The organism is Pantoea sp. X-Soil-YNGN-785 (assembly GCF_059730585.1).
The window spans coordinates 3,503,184-3,519,807 of sequence record NZ_AP035942.1 but is presented as its reverse complement, the minus strand read 5'-3'; the positions used below and the strand labels follow the sequence as shown (position 1 = coordinate 3,519,807).

The 16,624-nt window shown below is 55.8% G+C and carries 12 protein-coding genes and 3 tRNA genes; 10 read left to right on the top strand and 5 right to left on the bottom strand.

Annotated features, from left to right (window positions below):
- Positions 1–158: 158 nt before the first annotated feature.
- Positions 159–629, bottom strand: a complete 471-nt coding sequence (gene argR, locus AC6I8E_RS16315) for a transcriptional regulator ArgR (protein WP_013359192.1) — start codon at positions 627–629, stop codon at positions 159–161.
- A 440-nt stretch (positions 630–1,069) separates the two neighbouring features.
- Between argR and mdh the strand changes: the two genes are divergently transcribed.
- Complete coding sequence (gene mdh / locus AC6I8E_RS16310; protein ID WP_033784117.1) at positions 1,070–2,008, top strand: malate dehydrogenase; 939 nt, start codon at positions 1,070–1,072, stop codon at positions 2,006–2,008.
- A gap of 49 nt (positions 2,009–2,057) precedes the next feature.
- On the opposite strand, the gene mscM is transcribed toward mdh, so the two are convergent.
- From mscM to rsgA, 3 genes are all read right to left on the bottom strand, one after another.
- The gene (mscM, locus tag AC6I8E_RS16305) at positions 2,058–5,387 is read right to left on the bottom strand and encodes a miniconductance mechanosensitive channel MscM (RefSeq protein ID WP_033784677.1); all 3,330 of its coding nucleotides are present in this window, start codon (positions 5,385–5,387) and stop codon (positions 2,058–2,060) included.
- Between the two features lie 14 nt (positions 5,388–5,401).
- Entirely contained in the window at positions 5,402–6,301 is a 900-nt protein-coding gene (gene asd / locus AC6I8E_RS16300; protein ID WP_497824228.1) for an archaetidylserine decarboxylase, read from the bottom strand.
- 171 nt (positions 6,302–6,472) lie between these two features.
- Positions 6,473–7,522: a small ribosomal subunit biogenesis GTPase RsgA gene (gene rsgA, locus AC6I8E_RS16295; protein WP_033784116.1), complete on the bottom strand. Its 1,050-nt coding sequence runs from the start codon at positions 7,520–7,522 to the stop codon at positions 6,473–6,475.
- A 101-nt stretch (positions 7,523–7,623) separates the two neighbouring features.
- Between rsgA and orn the strand changes: the two genes are divergently transcribed.
- The 4 genes from orn (at position 7,624) to AC6I8E_RS16275 (ending at position 8,607) form a co-directional block, all read left to right on the top strand.
- Entirely contained in the window at positions 7,624–8,172 is a 549-nt protein-coding gene (orn, locus tag AC6I8E_RS16290; protein ID WP_003855299.1) for an oligoribonuclease, read from the top strand.
- 154 nt (positions 8,173–8,326) lie between these two features.
- Positions 8,327–8,402, top strand: a tRNA-Gly gene (locus tag AC6I8E_RS16285).
- Positions 8,403–8,430: 28 nt separating this feature from the next.
- Positions 8,431–8,506: transfer RNA gene (locus AC6I8E_RS16280), tRNA-Gly, on the top strand.
- Between the two features lie 25 nt (positions 8,507–8,531).
- Positions 8,532–8,607: transfer RNA gene (locus AC6I8E_RS16275), tRNA-Gly, on the top strand.
- Between the two features lie 350 nt (positions 8,608–8,957).
- On the opposite strand, the gene queG is transcribed toward AC6I8E_RS16275, so the two are convergent.
- Entirely contained in the window at positions 8,958–10,097 is a 1,140-nt protein-coding gene (gene queG / locus AC6I8E_RS16270) for a tRNA epoxyqueuosine(34) reductase QueG (RefSeq protein WP_013359187.1), read from the bottom strand.
- Between queG and nnr the strand changes: the two genes are divergently transcribed.
- Genes nnr through miaA form a run of 5 tightly spaced genes read left to right on the top strand, consistent with a single transcriptional unit; the run spans position 10,096 to position 16,605 of the window.
- Positions 10,096–11,616 carry a bifunctional ADP-dependent NAD(P)H-hydrate dehydratase/NAD(P)H-hydrate epimerase gene (gene nnr / locus AC6I8E_RS16265; protein ID WP_497824227.1) on the top strand — a complete coding sequence of 507 codons (1,521 nt, stop codon included), beginning with the start codon at positions 10,096–10,098 and terminating at the stop codon, positions 11,614–11,616. The genes queG and nnr overlap by 2 nt on opposite strands.
- Complete coding sequence (gene tsaE / locus AC6I8E_RS16260; protein ID WP_201252441.1) at positions 11,613–12,089, top strand: tRNA (adenosine(37)-N6)-threonylcarbamoyltransferase complex ATPase subunit type 1 TsaE; 477 nt, start codon at positions 11,613–11,615, stop codon at positions 12,087–12,089. The genes nnr and tsaE overlap by 4 nt, the downstream gene beginning before the upstream one ends.
- Positions 12,086–13,756, top strand: coding sequence for an N-acetylmuramoyl-L-alanine amidase AmiB (gene amiB / locus AC6I8E_RS16255; RefSeq protein ID WP_418162685.1), 1,671 nt, complete (start codon positions 12,086–12,088; stop codon positions 13,754–13,756). Before tsaE ends, amiB begins: the two co-directional genes overlap by 4 nt.
- A 46-nt stretch (positions 13,757–13,802) precedes the next feature.
- Complete coding sequence (mutL, locus tag AC6I8E_RS16250; RefSeq protein ID WP_201252443.1) at positions 13,803–15,662, top strand: DNA mismatch repair endonuclease MutL; 1,860 nt, start codon at positions 13,803–13,805, stop codon at positions 15,660–15,662.
- The gene (miaA, locus tag AC6I8E_RS16245) at positions 15,655–16,605 is read left to right on the top strand and encodes a tRNA (adenosine(37)-N6)-dimethylallyltransferase MiaA (protein WP_013359182.1); all 951 of its coding nucleotides are present in this window, start codon (positions 15,655–15,657) and stop codon (positions 16,603–16,605) included. The genes mutL and miaA overlap by 8 nt, the downstream gene beginning before the upstream one ends.
- Positions 16,606–16,624 lie beyond the last annotated feature (19 nt).

The following is a 16,624-nucleotide window of genomic DNA, read 5'->3' as shown; positions in this document are numbered from 1 at the left end:
TAGCGCAGAAGGTTAAGCAGAGTAAGCGATCTGACCAGGAGTCAGGTGTATTAAAACTGGCTTATTAGTATTAAACAGCGGGGCAGTGTGCCGCAAAACGATGGGTAGAAAGAACAAACTGACGACCCGGGGCGGGATAGCAGGCCGTCAGTCAGCGATCAGAGTTCCTGTTCAAACAGGTTGAGGATCGCGCTGTGCAGCTGCTTAACCGTAAAGTCGCGCGCACGGGTAATAAAGATCGTGTCATCGCCAGCGATCGTGCCAAGAATCCCATGTGCTTTGCCCAGCGAATCCAGCATACGTGCAATCAGCTGTGCTGCACCCGGACTGGTATGAATCACCACCAGCGCATCGTTGTAGTCGATATCCAGTACCAGGTTTTTTAACGGGCTGGTGGTGGTCGGCACGCCCAGTTCAGCGGGCAGGCAATAGACCATTTCCATCCTGGCATTACGGGTGCGCACTGCGCCAAACTTGGTCAGCATCCGCGAGACTTTGGACTGATTGATATTTTCAAAGCCCTCATCCTGAAGCGCCTGAACAATTTCGCCCTGGGAACTGAATTTTTCTTCTTTTAATAAGGCTTTGAAAGCCTTGATCAGATCGTCTTGTTTCGATGGGTTTCGCATAGGTTACCAATAAATAGAGAGAATAACCGCGCATCCGCCCGCGGCAGAGTGGTGATTATGCATTTAAATGCATTTTTATGCAATCGGTCGATTGATGAGCAGAGTTCGGGTGGCTAGCGGGCGGCGATAATAGCAAATAAATCCGCTCAGACCAAAACCCCCGTCACAGCCCCGAAAGGCGAAGGTTGCAAAGTTGTTATATTATTGGTGGTGTAGTATCAGAAGTAGTAACAGAAAACGCACATAGCCGTTCTCTGTCTGACGACGGCAAAGTTGTCGGTCATTCAGGCGCAATGATAAGTAACTTTTGAATCCGGCGAGCAAGTGTGAAAACACGTAGAATTAACAGCGGATATTTATCATCGCCTGAGCAGTTGATTAAGGTCTGACACAGATAGAATTTCGGCCCATCTCTGCCCCACCTTAATAAGGAGTTAAGAATGAAAGTTGCCGTTCTCGGTGCCGCTGGCGGCATAGGCCAGGCGCTCGCACTTCTGCTCAAAACCCAGCTTCCCGCAGGTTCAGAACTCTCACTGTATGACATTGCGCCGGTTACGCCTGGCGTCGCCGTTGATCTCAGCCATATTCCTACTGCTGTCTCTATTGAAGGTTTTAGTGGAGAAGACGCCACGCCTGCCTTACAGGGTGCCGATGTGGTACTGATTTCTGCGGGCGTCGCACGTAAACCTGGTATGGATCGCGCTGACCTGTTTAATGTGAACGCAGGCATTGTTCGTAATCTGATTGAACAGGTTGCCACAACGGCCCCTAAAGCCTTGATTGGCGTTATTACCAATCCGGTCAATACCACTGTTGCCATTGCGGCAGAAGTGCTGAAAAAGCACGGCGTCTATGACAAAAATCGTCTGTTTGGCGTGACCACGCTGGACATTATTCGTGCTAACACCTTTGTGGCCGCGCTGAAAGGCAAGCAGCCGGATCAGGTGGAAGTCCCGGTGATTGGCGGCCACTCTGGCGTAACCATTCTGCCGCTGCTGTCACAGGTCAAAGGCGTCAGCTTCAGCGATCAGGAAGTGGCTGATTTAACCAAACGCATTCAGAATGCTGGCACAGAAGTCGTGGAAGCTAAAGCGGGTGGCGGATCGGCTACGTTGTCGATGGGCCAGGCGGCCGCGCGTTTTGGTTTGTCGCTGGTACGCGCGTTGAAGGGTGAAGCGAATGTTGTAGAGTGTGCTTACGTGGAAGGCGAGGGCGAATATGCCCGCTTCTTCTCTCAGCCGCTGCTGCTCGGTAAAAATGGCATTGCTGAACGCAGGCCAATTGGCACACTTAGCGCTTACGAACAGCAGGCGCTGTCAGGCATGCTCAATACGCTGAAGAAAGATATCGCTCAGGGTGAAGAGTTCGTTAAACAGTAACTGACGGCTCAGATCTGAAGTAACGCCCGGCTTTGCCGGGCGTTTTGCATTACAGGCCGCCAGATTTGTAGGCGCGGGCCGCGGGCGCACCGTTGCTGGCAGGCAGCTTCTTACCCAGCGTTTCCATGCGCATCTGGAACGGTGGGAACGGCATCTCGATACCGTGTTGCTCAAATCCGAGCAGAATCAGCTGGTGCAGTTCATGACGCAGCGGCATACGGTGCCCCATCTCTGCAGCATGTACCCTGATCTCAAACAACTGAATCCCCTGCTGCAGATCGACGAGGAACGCTTCCGGCGGTGGCGTATCAAGCACATAACTGCAGCGCTCGGCCGCCTGCACCAGAATGGTGGTTACCTGCTCACTGCTGACTTTGGCCGGGGCAGGGATAGTGAGTACCACCCGCGTTACGGAATCGGACAGCGACCAGTTAATAAACTGCTCGGTGATAAAGGCCTTGTTTGGCACGATGATCTCTTTGCGGTCCCAGTCGGTGATCGTGGTCGCACGCGTGTTGATCCGGGTAATACTGCCGGTCAGGTCGCGGATCGTCACGGTATCGCCGATACGAATCGGCTTTTCGAACAGGATAATCAGGCCAGAGATAAAGTTGGCAAAAATCTCCTGCAAGCCAAACCCCAGTCCCACACCCAGCGCAGCAACCAGCCACTGCAGTTTCGACCATTCAATACCAATCATCGAGAAACCAATCAGCCCGCCAATCAGCAGCAGCAGATATTTGGTCAGTGTAGTAATGGCGTAACCGGTACCCGGCGTCAGATTAAGATGCTGCAACAGTGCCAGCTCAAGCAGCGCGGGCATATTGCGCACCAGCTGAGTGGTGATGATAAACACCAGAATAGCAATCAGCACCGAACCCAGGGTAATTGGCTGAATCGACTCCACGCCCTGTACAGATGTACTGACATCCCACAGCTGAATATTCTCCAGGAAGCCGAAGGCCGAGTGAATTTCTGACCACAGCACGATCACCGAGACCAGGGCAATCAGCGTCAGGATAGAACGCACCAGCCGCAGCGACTGCGCACTGATCGCATCCAGATCAATCACCGGTTCTTCGATTTCAATCGCGTCGGTATTCAGCGCGCTTTGCTCTTTTTCTTCTTCACTGCGCGCCCGGTTAGCCAGCATATCGGCACGGCGCTGACGGGCGCGGTCAAATCCAAGACGGCGACGCTGAATCAGCATCCAGCGCCGGATAATGTGATAGATAACCAGCAGCAGAAACCAGATGGCGACGGAGGTTTCCAGTCGCGCCAGCAGCGCCTGCGCGGTTGCCAGATACCCTACAGCGGAGGCGAGGGCAGCCATCAGCGGCATGGCGATCATCAGGTTCCACAGCATCCGGTTCACTATGTTCTCGCCATTTCCCTCTTTATCGAGATAGAGCGGAATACCGGACCGCTTCAGGCTGACGGTAACAATGCTGATTGCTCCGCAGATCAGGATGAAACAGAGGCGACCCAGCGACGAGGAGAACTGCCGATCTTCCAGATTGCCAAAGGCGATTAGCAGCATAATCAGCGGCACAATCAGCCCGATGCTCAGCGAGTAGTAGCGCATGGCGCGCGCCACCCGGTTCTGCGGCCAGCGGAAATGCACAATGAACAGGCCATTCGGACGGGCAAAGGCGGCGCTGATCATAAATGCCCACAGCAGCGGCAGCGTGGCGGTAATGCCATCGCCAATCGCCACGGCGATAGGGTAGGGCCAGGCGTTCTGCAGGCCATAACCCAGTGCACCCCACAACACCGGCAGCGGCAGCGCCACCAGAATCGACCAGAACACGGTACGAATGGTCAGACGGAAACGATCCTGGGTGACCTTGCCGACTTTACTGGCAGAACGTTCAAGAAAGGCATTGAAGTGGCGGCGCGAGCTGATGCTAAAGCCGACCAGCAGCAACGCACCAATAATCGGCAGCACCGAATTGCGGCTGGTAAACATCATCGCCATCGCTTTGCCGAGCTGACCCAGCGTATCCAGCGACAGCAGGCGGGAAAGGTCTTTAGCCAGATCCAGCGGATAACTCAGACCGATCGGACTGACGTCAGCGGTCCAGAACAGATAGCGGTGCGTCGCGTCTTTGACTTCCGTCAGCGCATCCTGCAGCTGAGTGTTGCCGACCTTGAGCTTGGTGATCTCCAGAATCAGGGTGTCACAGCCGGAGATCAGGGAGTTGAGCAGTTCACGCTGGGTGCGTAGCTGCGCATCAAGAATACGCTTCTGTTCTGCGCTGAAGGGCTGACCATCGGCCTGCCGTCCTTTGCGCAGCGTCTCCTGACGCTCCAGCAGATCTTCATAATAGAGACGCTGCACGCGAAGCTGTGCCATCTCATTATCAATCTGCTGAGACTTAGGCATCTCTGGCAGACGTGCGACCTGCGCACGAAGCGCTTCGCCCAGCAGATTAGAGGCGCCCAGCCACTGCGACTGTTCTCTCAACGTAGAGAGCGCCTGACGGACCTGAATAATCTGGTTGGTGGCCAGCCGCTGCTGCGACGCCACCAGATCCATACGCTGCGCCTGCTGATTCAGCGCAACCGAGAGTTCGCGGTTAACCCGAAACTGATCGCTGATTGCTGGTGGCAGATCGCCGCTGTTTTCCGCCAGTTGCTCGGTGCGGGCGAGAGCGACTTCCGCTTCACGTTGCCGCTGATCGTTGAGCTGGTTGCGCAGCGCCTGCAGGTAGTTATCGAGCTGTGTCGCTTTACGCTGGTGAACTTCAGCCCGCATCCGCGCCAGTTCCTGACGGTTATTGGCGGAGAGCTGGGCCAGCTCAAGTTCATCGACCAGCGCTTTATTAGCGGCGCTTTCCGCCTGACGCGCCGCCAGTTGCAGCTGGCCCTGCGGTGAACTGGTACTGACGCCCTGCAGCCGGCGTTCACTCTCTGTCATCGCCCGGCGCGCTTCGGTCTGCTGCTGCGGCAGTTGCGACAACGAATCGCTGATTTCCCGCGCCCGATCCTGCTCCTGGCGAGCCTGACGACCCTCTTCCAGCAGCTGACTGCTGACCTGCAGAATCTCCTGATCCAGCTCGGCGCTGCTCATGTTGCTGCGTACGGTTTTTCCGCTGTCGCTCAGCGCGGCGATCTGCTGACGCAGTTCGCGCGCCAGACGCGGAAAGTCATCAATCACCTGCTGATATTGCGCCGCGCGCTCCAGCGAGTCATCGCGTTCAGAGAGGAAGTTCAAGGCAGCTTCAATCGTCTGGATCTGTTCCGCCTGGGATGGAGAACTTTTGGCCGATTTTATCTCTTCCAGCTGCTGTTTGAGCTGGCTGGCGTCAGGAAGGCTGGCCGCGAAGGCCGGGCTGCTGAGCCACAGGCTCAGCAGCAGGAGGAGAATCGAACGCACAGAGGACACTCAATTTAGTCGACGATGACGTCGGAAATGTCTGTCGCCACAGGCAGCGCGATCGCCAGCGGTTGGCCCAGACGGGTTTTGCTTTCTGCTTCCAGACTTTCAGCCAGTTTGACGCGGCCAGGTGCGAACAGGTTGATGACGGTAGAGCCAAGTTTAAAGCGGCCCATTTCCTGTCCTTTCAGCAGTACTACCGCGCCTTCATCATCCGCTGCCGGATAGTGCCAGCGTTTGATCACACCTTCACGCGGTGGCGTGATGGTGCCCGCCCAGACAGTTTCAATGCTGCCGACAATCGTCGCACCCACCAGAATCTGCACCATCGGTCCGATATCCGTTTCGAAATAGCAGATGACGCGCTCGTTACGGGCAAACAGGTTGGGAATATTACGCGCGGTCAGCGGGTTAACTGAATAGAGATCGCCAGGCACATAAATCATCTCACGCAGGATACCGTTGCACGGCATGTGGACGCGGTGATAATCGCGCGGAGCCAGATAGGTGGTGACGAACTCACCCTCGACAAACTGAGCGGCCATCCGCTCATCACCCGCCAGCAGAGCATCGATGGTGTAGTGATGACCTTTAGCCTGGAAAATCTGATCGCCATGAATATGGCCGAGCTGGCTGATAGCACCATCTGCGGGCAGGGCGATCAGGCTGGCGTCTGCATCCACCGGACGCGCATCGTCTTTCAGCGGACGAACGAAAAAGTCATTAAACGTGCGATAGCTGGCGGTATCGGGCTTGCGCGCCTCCGCCATGTCGACTTTGTAAAACCAGACAAAGATGTCAATGACCAGTTTGGTCAACCAACCACCGCGGCGACTGGCGCCCCAACCGGCAAGTTCAGTCAGCCATTTCTTCGGGAGAATATGATTCAAGCCGAGTTTTAAACGATCAAGCACCTTAGCCTCCTGGCTATTTCAGGACATGGTAAAAAAGGGGGCGGATTGTAGCAGTGCCCCGTTCAGATGGCGACTATACCTGATTTCCGGCACGCTGCACGCTCCGGACGCCTGATCGGAATCCACCTCGCAAAATGCAGCAGCTCATCCGCTCAGACGCGGTTACACCGATTAACTTTCACCATCAGGGAAGTTTTTACGCGTTTTTACCTGCGCCATGCTCTCCAGAATACGGTGGTAGTTATCGAAACGGGACCGGTTGATTTTTCCCTGTTCGACCGCTTCACGAATCGCACAGCCGGGATCGCTGCCATGTTTGCAGTCACGGAATTTGCAATAGCCCAGGAAGGGGCGGAATTCGACAAAGCCACGCGTAACCTGTTCCGGCTCCAGATGCCACAAACCAAACTCACGCACGCCGGGAGAATCGATCACATCGCCGCCATGCGGGAAGTGATACAGGCGGGATGCGGTGGTGGTGTGCTGGCCCAGGCCTGAGCCATCTGATACTTCATTGGTCAGAATCGCGACCTGCTCATCTTTGTCGAAGCCGAGCAGGGCATTCAGCAGGCTCGACTTACCGACACCAGACTGACCGGCAAAGATACTCACACGGTCGGTTAAGGCCGCTTCCAGATCGTCCAGGCCGTTTTTCGCCCGGCTGGAGACCATCACCACGCGATAGCCAATATCGCGATAAATATCCATCTGCTGATCAACAAAGCCGCGCGCCTCGTCATCCAGCAGATCGGTTTTATTCAGGACCAGTAACGGCTCGATGTCCAGCGTTTCACTGGCAACCAGATAGCGATCGATGATGTTCAGCGACAGTTCCGGCAGGATCGCAGAGACGATGATGATCTGATCGATATTCGCCGCCATCGGCTTTACGCCGTCGTAAAAATCGGGGCGGGTTAATACGCTGGTGCGTTCATGCACCGCTTCAACAATGCCTTTGCCGCCGCTGGTGGCCGGACGCCACAGCACACGGTCGCCCGTAACCAGCGAACGGATAGTACGGCGGATATTGCAGCGGTGGGCGACGCCTGCGCTATCCTCAACATCAGCATGCATGCCAAAACGGCTCACAACGACCCCATCTGCAGCTTCACCAAACAGGTTGTCATCCGCTTCCGGACGCTCTCTGCGCTGGTTGAGACGGCGATCGTGGTTAGCGCTTACGCGACGTTGTTGGCCCTTCGACAGTTTATTTTTACTCACTCACCCTCACAGCGTTAGCCAGATTTCGCCCGGCTGGGCAAAACGTCTATGATACACCTTATTCATCGTGAATGACGACTACAGCAACCGCAGGAAACAGCATGGCTACTGGAAATGAACAGAATCTGATCTGGATTGATCTTGAGATGACCGGACTTGATCCGACGCACGATCGCATTATTGAAATTGCGACCCTGGTGACTGACGCCAACCTGAACATTCTGGCGGAAGGGCCGGTCATGGCCGTCCATCAGTCCGATGCGCAGCTGGCGCTGATGGATGAGTGGAATGTCCGCACCCACACCAACAGCGGTCTGGTTGCGCGGGTGAAGGAAAGCCAGATTGACGATCGCGCAGCCGAACTGGCGACTATTGAATTCCTGAAACAGTGGGTGCCGGCTAACACGTCGCCTATCTGTGGCAACAGTATCGGGCAGGATCGCCGCTTCCTGTTTAAGTATATGCCTGAGCTGGAAGCGTATTTCCACTATCGTTATCTGGATGTCAGTACCCTGAAAGAGCTGGCTCGTCGCTGGAAACCGGAAATCCTGCCCGGCTTCAAAAAAGGCGGTACGCACCAGGCGCTGGATGATATCCGCGAGTCGGTGGCGGAGCTGGCTTACTACCGCGAACACTTTTTGCAGCTTTAATCGACGACGGGTGCGCATGAAATCACCAGGTTGCTGATTTAATCAGCAAACGCGCGGAAAGCGAAAAATTTTGCTTTCAGATGCTTGCAGCAGCAACGATTTCTCGTATAATGCGCACCCCGTACCGGTGAAGAATTTAGTGTCGGTACAAGGCGCGGGAATAGCTCAGTTGGTAGAGCACGACCTTGCCAAGGTCGGGGTCGCGAGTTCGAGTCTCGTTTCCCGCTCCAGATTTAAAATGTAAGCAGTAACCTCTTTGCGGGAATAGCTCAGTTGGTAGAGCACGACCTTGCCAAGGTCGGGGTCGCGAGTTCGAGTCTCGTTTCCCGCTCCAGTTTTATAAAGCAGTACCCTTCTATGCGGGAATAGCTCAGTTGGTAGAGCACGACCTTGCCAAGGTCGGGGTCGCGAGTTCGAGTCTCGTTTCCCGCTCCAGATTTTACATCACCCCCTGTTTCAGTTCGTTATACGACTGTTTTTGGTCGCGTGATTTTAGTTGTCTCCAGAAGGTTATCCACAGCACCACCTCCCATCTTTCGTGCCTGTCAGGGCGATCTGCAAATGCGTTCTGAACAGAGTTATCCACAGCTTTGTGATTTAACCGCAGCGGTAGTCTCATTATTAAATAAACACAACTTTTTCATAAGTTGTTGATATTTATGTTTATGAAGATATTTCAATTTGTTGTTTCACAGTGAAATCAGCGTTGTTGCAGTTGAATGACAACAGCTTTTTATTTTTATTCACAGCATGTGGAAAAAGATATCCAGTGGCTCGCTGTTCAATCATGCATCACGCGGTAAACCCTTCTCAACTGCACGAACCAGCCGTTTCTGCTGGGCGGGCTGCACTTCAACTACCAGCTGCTCGCGTTTCTGCTGCTGTTGCATCACTGCCCACTGAATATGTTCATCCAGCAGTTCACTCTCACCCAGTCGTTGTTCCAGCACATGAATAATGTGGGGCGACCAGGGTGCATTACCCAGCGCCACGGCAATATTGCGCAGCCAGCGCAAATGGCCAATACGGCGAATCGCTGAGCCTTCCGTGATGCGTAAAAATTTCGCTTCGTCCCACTGAAACAGATCGAGCAGCTCCGGTGCATGTAACGCCGCACGCGGTGAAAAGTCGCTTTCGTCACTGAGTTGTCCATAGCGATTCCACGGACAGATCAGCTGGCAGTCATCGCAGCCATAAATCCGGTTACCCATCAGCGGACGAAACTCTTCCGGGATAGCCCCTTCCAGCTCAATGGTGAGATAGGAGATACAGCGCCGGGCATCGACGACGTAAGGCTCAACGATAGCGCTGGTAGGGCAGATGGTCATGCAGGCAACGCAGCGGCCACACTGCTCCTGCTGCGGGGAGTCGACCGGTAGCGGAATGTCGATCAGCAGCTCGCCGAGGAAAAACCACGAGCCGGCTTCCCGATTCAGTATCAGCGAATGTTTGCCGGTCCAGCCGAGTCCGGCTTTAGCCGCCAGCGGGCGCTCAAGCAGCGGTGCCGAATCCACAAACGGCCGGAAATTCAGCTCGCCACAATGCTGCTGGATCATTTCTCCGAGCTTTTTCAGTCGATTGCGCAATACTTTGTGGTAATCACGGCCGAGTGCATAACGGCTGACATAGCCCAGTCGGGGATTTTTCAGCGTGCTGGCAAAGGCAGCTTTGGCCGGAAGGTAGTTCATACGAACGCTGATGACGCGCAGCGTGCCGGGCAGCAACTCATGAGCACGCGCCCGCATCATGCCGTGTCGCGCCATCCATGCCATCTCACCATGATACTGCTTATCCAGCCATTCCTGCAGGCGCGGCTCTTCTGCACTGAGATCGGTATCGGTGATGCCGACCTGCTGAAAGCCGAGATCCAATCCCCACTGTTTAATCTGTTGTGCGAGTTCATGAAGATCGAGAGGGTATGACATGAGTAACCAGGATTCGAAGAAAAACAGCCGCAGTTTACCATATTCTGTCTGGCCTGCGCAGGCTGTGGCGCAGCTTGAGCAAGAGGGAGCCGATGTGCTCGGGATTACTCTGTATGAGCTGATGCAGCGTGCCGGGCAGGCCGCTTACGAGCATCTGACAGCACACTGGCCCGAAGCCAGCCACTGGTTAATCCTGTGCGGTCACGGCAATAACGGCGGTGATGGCTATGTGCTGGCGCGACTGGGCCAGGCGGCGGGGAAAACCATTACGGTGCTGGCGTGCGAAAGTGAAAAAGCGCTGCCGGAAGAGGCGCAGCGCGCGCGGGACGCATGGCTGGACGCGGGCGGTGAAATCCATGCGGCCGATGCGGCCTGGCCAGAGCAGATTGATGTGATTGTCGATGCCCTGCTGGGAACCGGCAGCAATCGCGCGCCCGAAGAGCCCTATGCCATGCTGATCCAGCGGGCAAACGCCCATGCAGCACCGACAGTTGCCATTGATATGCCCTCCGGCTTATCCGCGCGCAACGGCACCGCGCCCGGCGAGGTGATTAATGCCAGTCACACGCTGAGTATGATCGCCCTGAAACCGGGCCAGATCACTGGCAAGGCGCGAGACTACATCGGAAAGCTCTGGTATGCCGATCTTGGTCTGGCTGCTTTTCTGGCCGGAGAAGAGGCACCTATCGCCCGTTATGATGCCAGCACATTAACCCGCTGGCTTAAGCCACGCAGACCAACCTCGCACAAGGGCAGTCATGGCCGTCTGCTGGTCGTGGGAGGCGATGCAGGTACCGCTGGCGCAGTACGCATGACGGCAGAAGCCGCGTTACGCAGCGGTAGTGGATTGGTGCGAGTACTTACTCACAAAGATAATATTATTCCGATTCTGACCGCACGGCCTGAAATTATGGTCGATGAACTGACGGATGAACGCCTGACGGAGGCGCTGGAGTGGGCTGATGTCATTGCGATTGGACCCGGTCTGGGTCAGCGTGAATGGGGAAAGCAGGCACTGAAGCGGGTAGCAGGCAGTGAAAAGCCGATGCTTTGGGACGCGGATGCACTTAACCTGCTGGCAATCAGTGCTGAGAAACGTCAGAATCGCATTATTACGCCGCATCCTGGCGAAGCGGCGCGTTTGCTGAATATCGAGACCAGTGAAATTGAGAGTGACCGCTTACATGCAGCGCAGACATTGGCGCAACGTTATGGTGGCGTAGTGGTACTGAAAGGTGCCGGCACGCTGATTGCCAGCGAGAAGGGCGAAATGGCGTTTGCGGATGTGGGCAATGCCGGTATGGCTTCCGGCGGTATGGGCGATCTTCTGAGTGGAATTATTGCCTCGCTGGTGGGTCAGAAACTGACGCTGTTCGATGCGGCCTGCGCGGGTTGCGTTGCACATGGTGCAGCGGCCGATGCGGTTGCGGCAGAACGCGGTACTCGCGGTATGCTGGCCACTGATTTACTGGATCTGCTGTGGCAGTTTGTTAATCCTGAGATGAATAAAGAAGCATGAAGACCTGTGTTATCTCTTTGCCCGATGAGGCGGCTACGCTCAGTTTGGGCGCTCAGCTGGCGCGCGCCTGTGGCAGCGCGGCAGTGATTTATCTCTATGGCGATCTGGGGGCGGGTAAAACCACCTTCAGCCGCGGCTTTCTGCAGGCGCTGGGCCATAAGGGCAATGTCAAAAGTCCTACTTACACCCTCGTTGAACCCTACTCGCTGGATGACCGTACGCTCTACCACTTCGACCTCTATCGCCTTGCGGATCCCGAAGAGCTTGAGTTTATGGGCATCCGCGACTACTTCAGCGATGAAGCCATCTGTCTGGTGGAATGGCCGCAGCAGGGTGCCGGTTTTCTGCCGCAGCCCGATCTCACCTTAACGCTGCGTTATGTAGGTGAGGCGCGTGAAGCGGAACTGACGGCACAATCCGCGTCCGGCCAGCAATGGCTTGAACACGTTGGGCAGGGCAGGGATCAGGCATGATGTCACGGATGAAAATAGCACTGGTATCATTGATGCTGCTGGTCTGTACGCCCCTGTTTGCCGCCACGCTGTCTGATATCAAAGTGGCCAATGGCGATAGTCAGGCTACCGTTACGCTGAACTTTGCCGGACAGCCGGTCTATGCCTTCTTCTCTCTGCACAACCCGAATCGTGTGGTGCTGGATGTGCGCCAGAGCGGCGTAGTTCAGGGGCTGCCGCTGAATTTCAGTGGCGAAAACATCGTAAAGCGAATTCGTACCAGCACCCCAAAAGACAAACAGAGCGTGCGGCTGGTGTTTGAACTGACGCAGGCGGGTAAAACCCGGGCAGTCACCCAACGCAATGGCAACAGCTACAGCGTGGTCTTCACAATTACCGGCAAGCCGCCCGCTGTCACGCGAAGTCTGCCTGCGCCCGTCACAGCACCGACGCGCCTACCTGCGCAGAGTGCCGCAGCGGCTAACCCGTTCAATTCGAATCCGGTGACGTCCGTGACCAGCACCGCGAGTTCCGTACGTCCCGGCACTGCCGTCAGCCAGAATGACACTGTGATTGTGGCAATCGATGCCGGACATGGCGGTCAGGATCCCGGCGCTATCGGGCAGCGCGGACTGAAAGAGAAAAACGTCACTATCGCCATTGCGCGCAAACTGCGGGTGTTGCTCAATAACGATCCGATGTTCAAAGGCGTCCTGACGCGCGATGGTGACTATTTTATCTCGGTCATGGGACGTTCCGACGTGGCGCGTAAAGCTAATGCCAATGTGCTGGTCTCTATTCACGCTGACGCCGCGCCAAGCCATGCGGCGACCGGCGCCTCGGTCTGGGTCCTGTCCAACCGTCGCGCCAACAACGAGATGGCAAACTGGCTGGAGCAGAAAGAGAAACAGTCTGAGCTGCTGGGCGGCGCGGGTGATCTGCTGGCTAACAGTCAGGCCGATCCCTACCTCAGTCAGGCAGTACTGGATTTGCAGTTCGGCCACTCGCAGCGTGTCGGCTATGACATCGCGCAGAAAGTCTTGCAGCAGATGCGCAGCGTCACCTCGCTGCACAAACGTCTGCCTGAGCATGCCAGCCTGGGCGTGCTGCGTTCGCCCGATATTCCTTCTTTGCTGGTGGAAACCGGCTTCATCAGTAATTCCTCGGAGGAGCGACTGCTAGGCAGTAGCGCACACCAGGATAAGATTGCGCAGTCGATCTACAAAGGTCTGCGCACTTATTTCCTGGCGCACCCGCTACAGTCCATCCCAAAGGAGGAAAACCGGCCGCTGGGCTCATCGCCAGCGGTTAGCGTCGCCAGCAACCCGGCGACCGGAGTGACGCAATATACCGGCGCAACGCAGCGCCATACGGTAACGCGCGGTGAGACACTTTCCGGGATTGCCGCGAAGTATGGCGTCAGCATGGACACCCTGCGTGAGATGAATACCCTGAAGCGGGATGTGGTGTGGGTCGGACAGCGGCTGAAAGTGCCGGCCAGTGCAGTCGCCAGTCGCACCGCGCCCGCTACGCCACGCGGCGTTGTGCGCCACAAAGTTGTGGTGGGTGATTCATTAACCGGCATTGCCGCACACTACGGCGTCAGTCCGAAAGCGATAATGCAGACTAATAATCTGAAGTCGACCAACGTCATGTTGGGGCAGAACCTGAAAATTCCTGCATCCTGATTGTTTGCCCGGCCACTGCGCCGGGCTGCCAGCTAAAAGGAAAATCATGCCGATTCAAATTTTACCACCCCAGCTGGCTAACCAGATTGCGGCGGGTGAAGTGGTTGAGCGTCCTGCCTCCGTGGTTAAAGAGCTGGTGGAGAATAGCCTGGATGCCGGCGCGACGCGCATTGACGTTGATATTGAAAAGGGCGGCGCAAAGCTGATTCGCATTCGTGACAACGGCTGCGGCATCGTGAAAAGCGAGCTGTCGATGGCACTTGCCCGACACGCGACCAGTAAAATAGCCTCACTGGATGACCTGGAAGCGATCATGAGCCTGGGTTTTCGCGGTGAAGCGCTGGCCAGTATCAGTTCTGTCTCCCGCCTGACACTCACCTCACGCACCGCCGATCAAACTGAAGCCTGGCAGGCCTATGCAGAAGGGCGTGATATGGCGGTAACGGTTAAACCGGCGGCACATCCCTGCGGTACCACGCTGGAAGTACTGGACCTGTTTTATAACACGCCGGCACGCCGCAAATTTATGCGCACCGAAAAAACGGAGTTCGGTCATATCGACGAGGTCATTCGCCGTATTGCTCTGGCACGTTTCGACGTGGCACTGTCGCTGAGCCACAACGGTAAAATGATGCGTCAGTATCGGGCCGTCAGCGAGGAGAGCCAGCGCGAACGGCGACTGGCTTCTATCTGCGGCACCACGTTTATGCAGCATGCGCTGCGCATCGACTGGCAGCATGACGACCTCTCGCTGCGCGGCTGGGTTGCCGACCCTGCCGGTTCGCGTCAGGTCACCGATCTGCAGTATTGCTATGTGAATGGCCGGATGATGCGCGATAAGCTGATTAACCACGCTATCCGCCAGGCGTTCCAGACCCAGCTTCAGGATGACCAGCAGCCCGCTTATGTGCTCTATCTGGAGATTGACCCGCATCAGGTTGATGTCAACGTCCATCCGGCCAAGCATGAAGTACGGTTTCATCAGTCACGCCTGGTGCATGATTTTATCTATCAGGGCGTGGTCAGCGCATTACAGGCGATGGCGGCACCGACCTTACCTGCGCTTCAGGCAGAAGAGCCCGCACCGCGCTGGCAGCCGGAAAACCGTCAGGCAGCAGGTGGTAATCATTTTGCGCAGCCTGCGGCGTCTGCCAGCGAGAAGAAATCAGCAGCATCCGGGCGTGAAACACAGCCTGCACCGGCCTGGCAGAACAAAGAGAATGTGTATCGTCAGCGTGAAGGGGCGGTTTATCAGCAGTTACTGAAAAACCCTGTCAGCACGTCATCACCGACAAAAGCCCGCGAGCCGATAGCGCGTCAGGCCGAAAGACCTTCGCCACTGGCCGCGCATGCTCAAAGTTTTGGCCGTGTACTGACCGTGTTGCACCATCATTTTGCACTGCTGGAGCAGGATCAGACATTAATGCTGATGGCGTTGCCGGTGGCGGCGCGCTGGCTGAAACAGGCGCAGCTTGAACCAGGCGAAGAGGGACTTAAACCGCAGCCATTGCTGATCCCGGTGCGCCTGAAAATCGCCCAGGAAGAACGACAGGCGGCAAAAGAAAATAGCAGCCTGCTCAATCAGATGGGCATTGAACTTCAGCCCGAAGGAGACCACGTGACGTTGCGCGCGGTGCCTTTACCGTTACGAACACAAAATTTACAAATCTTGATTCCTGAGCTGTTAGGCTATCTCGCCCGGCAGCAGGAGAACTCTGCGACGCAACTGGCCCAGTGGCTGGCGCGGCGTCAGGAAACAGAGTCCTCTGACTGGAATCACTCACAGGCGATCAACCTGCTGGCAGAGCTTGAACGGCTTTGCCCTCAGTTGCTGAAATCGCCGCCTTCAGGCTTATTACAGCCCATAGAGATTGAGAGCGCGGTCAACGCGTTGAAGCATGAGTGAACTAAACCAGGCTGGCCGGCCAAAGGCTATTTTTTTGATGGGACCCACGGCGTCTGGCAAAACGGCTTTAGCAATTGAATTGCGTAAGCAGTTACCAGTGGAACTAATCAGCGTAGATTCTGCCTTAATCTATCGTCAGATGGATATTGGCACGGCGAAACCGTCGGCTGAGGAGTTAGCAGTGGCACCCCATCGTCTGCTCGACATCCGCGACCCCGCAGAAGCTTATTCGGCAGCGGAGTTCCGGCGGGATGCTTTAGCAGAAATGGCGGATATCGTTGAAGCCGGACGAATACCGTTGCTTGTTGGTGGAACCATGCTCTACTTCAAGGCGTTACTTGAAGGATTGTCGCCGTTGCCCTCGGCCGATCCCGACGTTCGTCAGCGGATAGAGCAAACGGCGCGTGAAAAAGGCTGGGAAGCTTTACACCGCCAGCTGTGTGAAATCGACCCGGTTGCCGGAAGTCGTATTCATCCGAATGATCCGCAGAGACTTTCGCGAGCACTGGAAGTTTTTTTTATTTCGGGTAAAACTTTAACGGAACTGACAAAAACATCCGGTGAAGCGTTACCCTACGACGTGCAACAGTTTGCCATCGCCCCCGCGAGCCGCGAATTGCTGCACCAGCGCATCGCGTTGCGTTTTGAGCAGATGTTGGCGTCAGGATTTGAAGCGGAGTCTCGGGCCCTGTTTGCACGAGGTGATTTGCATACGGACATGCCTTCCATTCGTTGTGTTGGTTATCGTCAGATGTGGTCTTATTTGTCGGGCGAAATCGATTACAGCGAGATGGTTTATCGGGGAATTTGCGCAACCCGGCAGCTTGCTAAGCGACAGATGACCTGGTTACGCGGTTGGGAAAATGTTCACTGGCTTGACAGTGACGAGCCCCGGCTGGCGCGTGATACAGTGTTACAGGTTCTTAGTGCGAAGCATGGGTGATTGTGTACAATTGATGGGT

Excerpts from the sequence above, each read along its gene's own strand:
- argR (WP_013359192.1), bottom strand. The coding sequence starts at position 629 with ATGCGAAACCCATCGAAACAAGACGATCTGATCAAGGCTTTCAAAGCC.
- mdh (WP_033784117.1), top strand. The coding sequence starts at position 1,070 with ATGAAAGTTGCCGTTCTCGGTGCCGCTGGCGGCATAGGCCAGGCGCTC.
- orn (WP_003855299.1), top strand. The coding sequence starts at position 7,624 with ATGGCTACTGGAAATGAACAGAATCTGATCTGGATTGATCTTGAGATG.
- nnr (WP_497824227.1), top strand. The coding sequence starts at position 10,096 with ATGAGTAACCAGGATTCGAAGAAAAACAGCCGCAGTTTACCATATTCT.
- queG (WP_013359187.1), bottom strand. The coding sequence starts at position 10,097 with ATGTCATACCCTCTCGATCTTCATGAACTCGCACAACAGATTAAACAG.
- tsaE (WP_201252441.1), top strand. The coding sequence starts at position 11,613 with ATGAAGACCTGTGTTATCTCTTTGCCCGATGAGGCGGCTACGCTCAGT.
- amiB (WP_418162685.1), top strand. The coding sequence starts at position 12,086 with ATGATGTCACGGATGAAAATAGCACTGGTATCATTGATGCTGCTGGTC.
- mutL (WP_201252443.1), top strand. The coding sequence starts at position 13,803 with ATGCCGATTCAAATTTTACCACCCCAGCTGGCTAACCAGATTGCGGCG.
- miaA (WP_013359182.1), top strand. The coding sequence starts at position 15,655 with ATGAGTGAACTAAACCAGGCTGGCCGGCCAAAGGCTATTTTTTTGATG.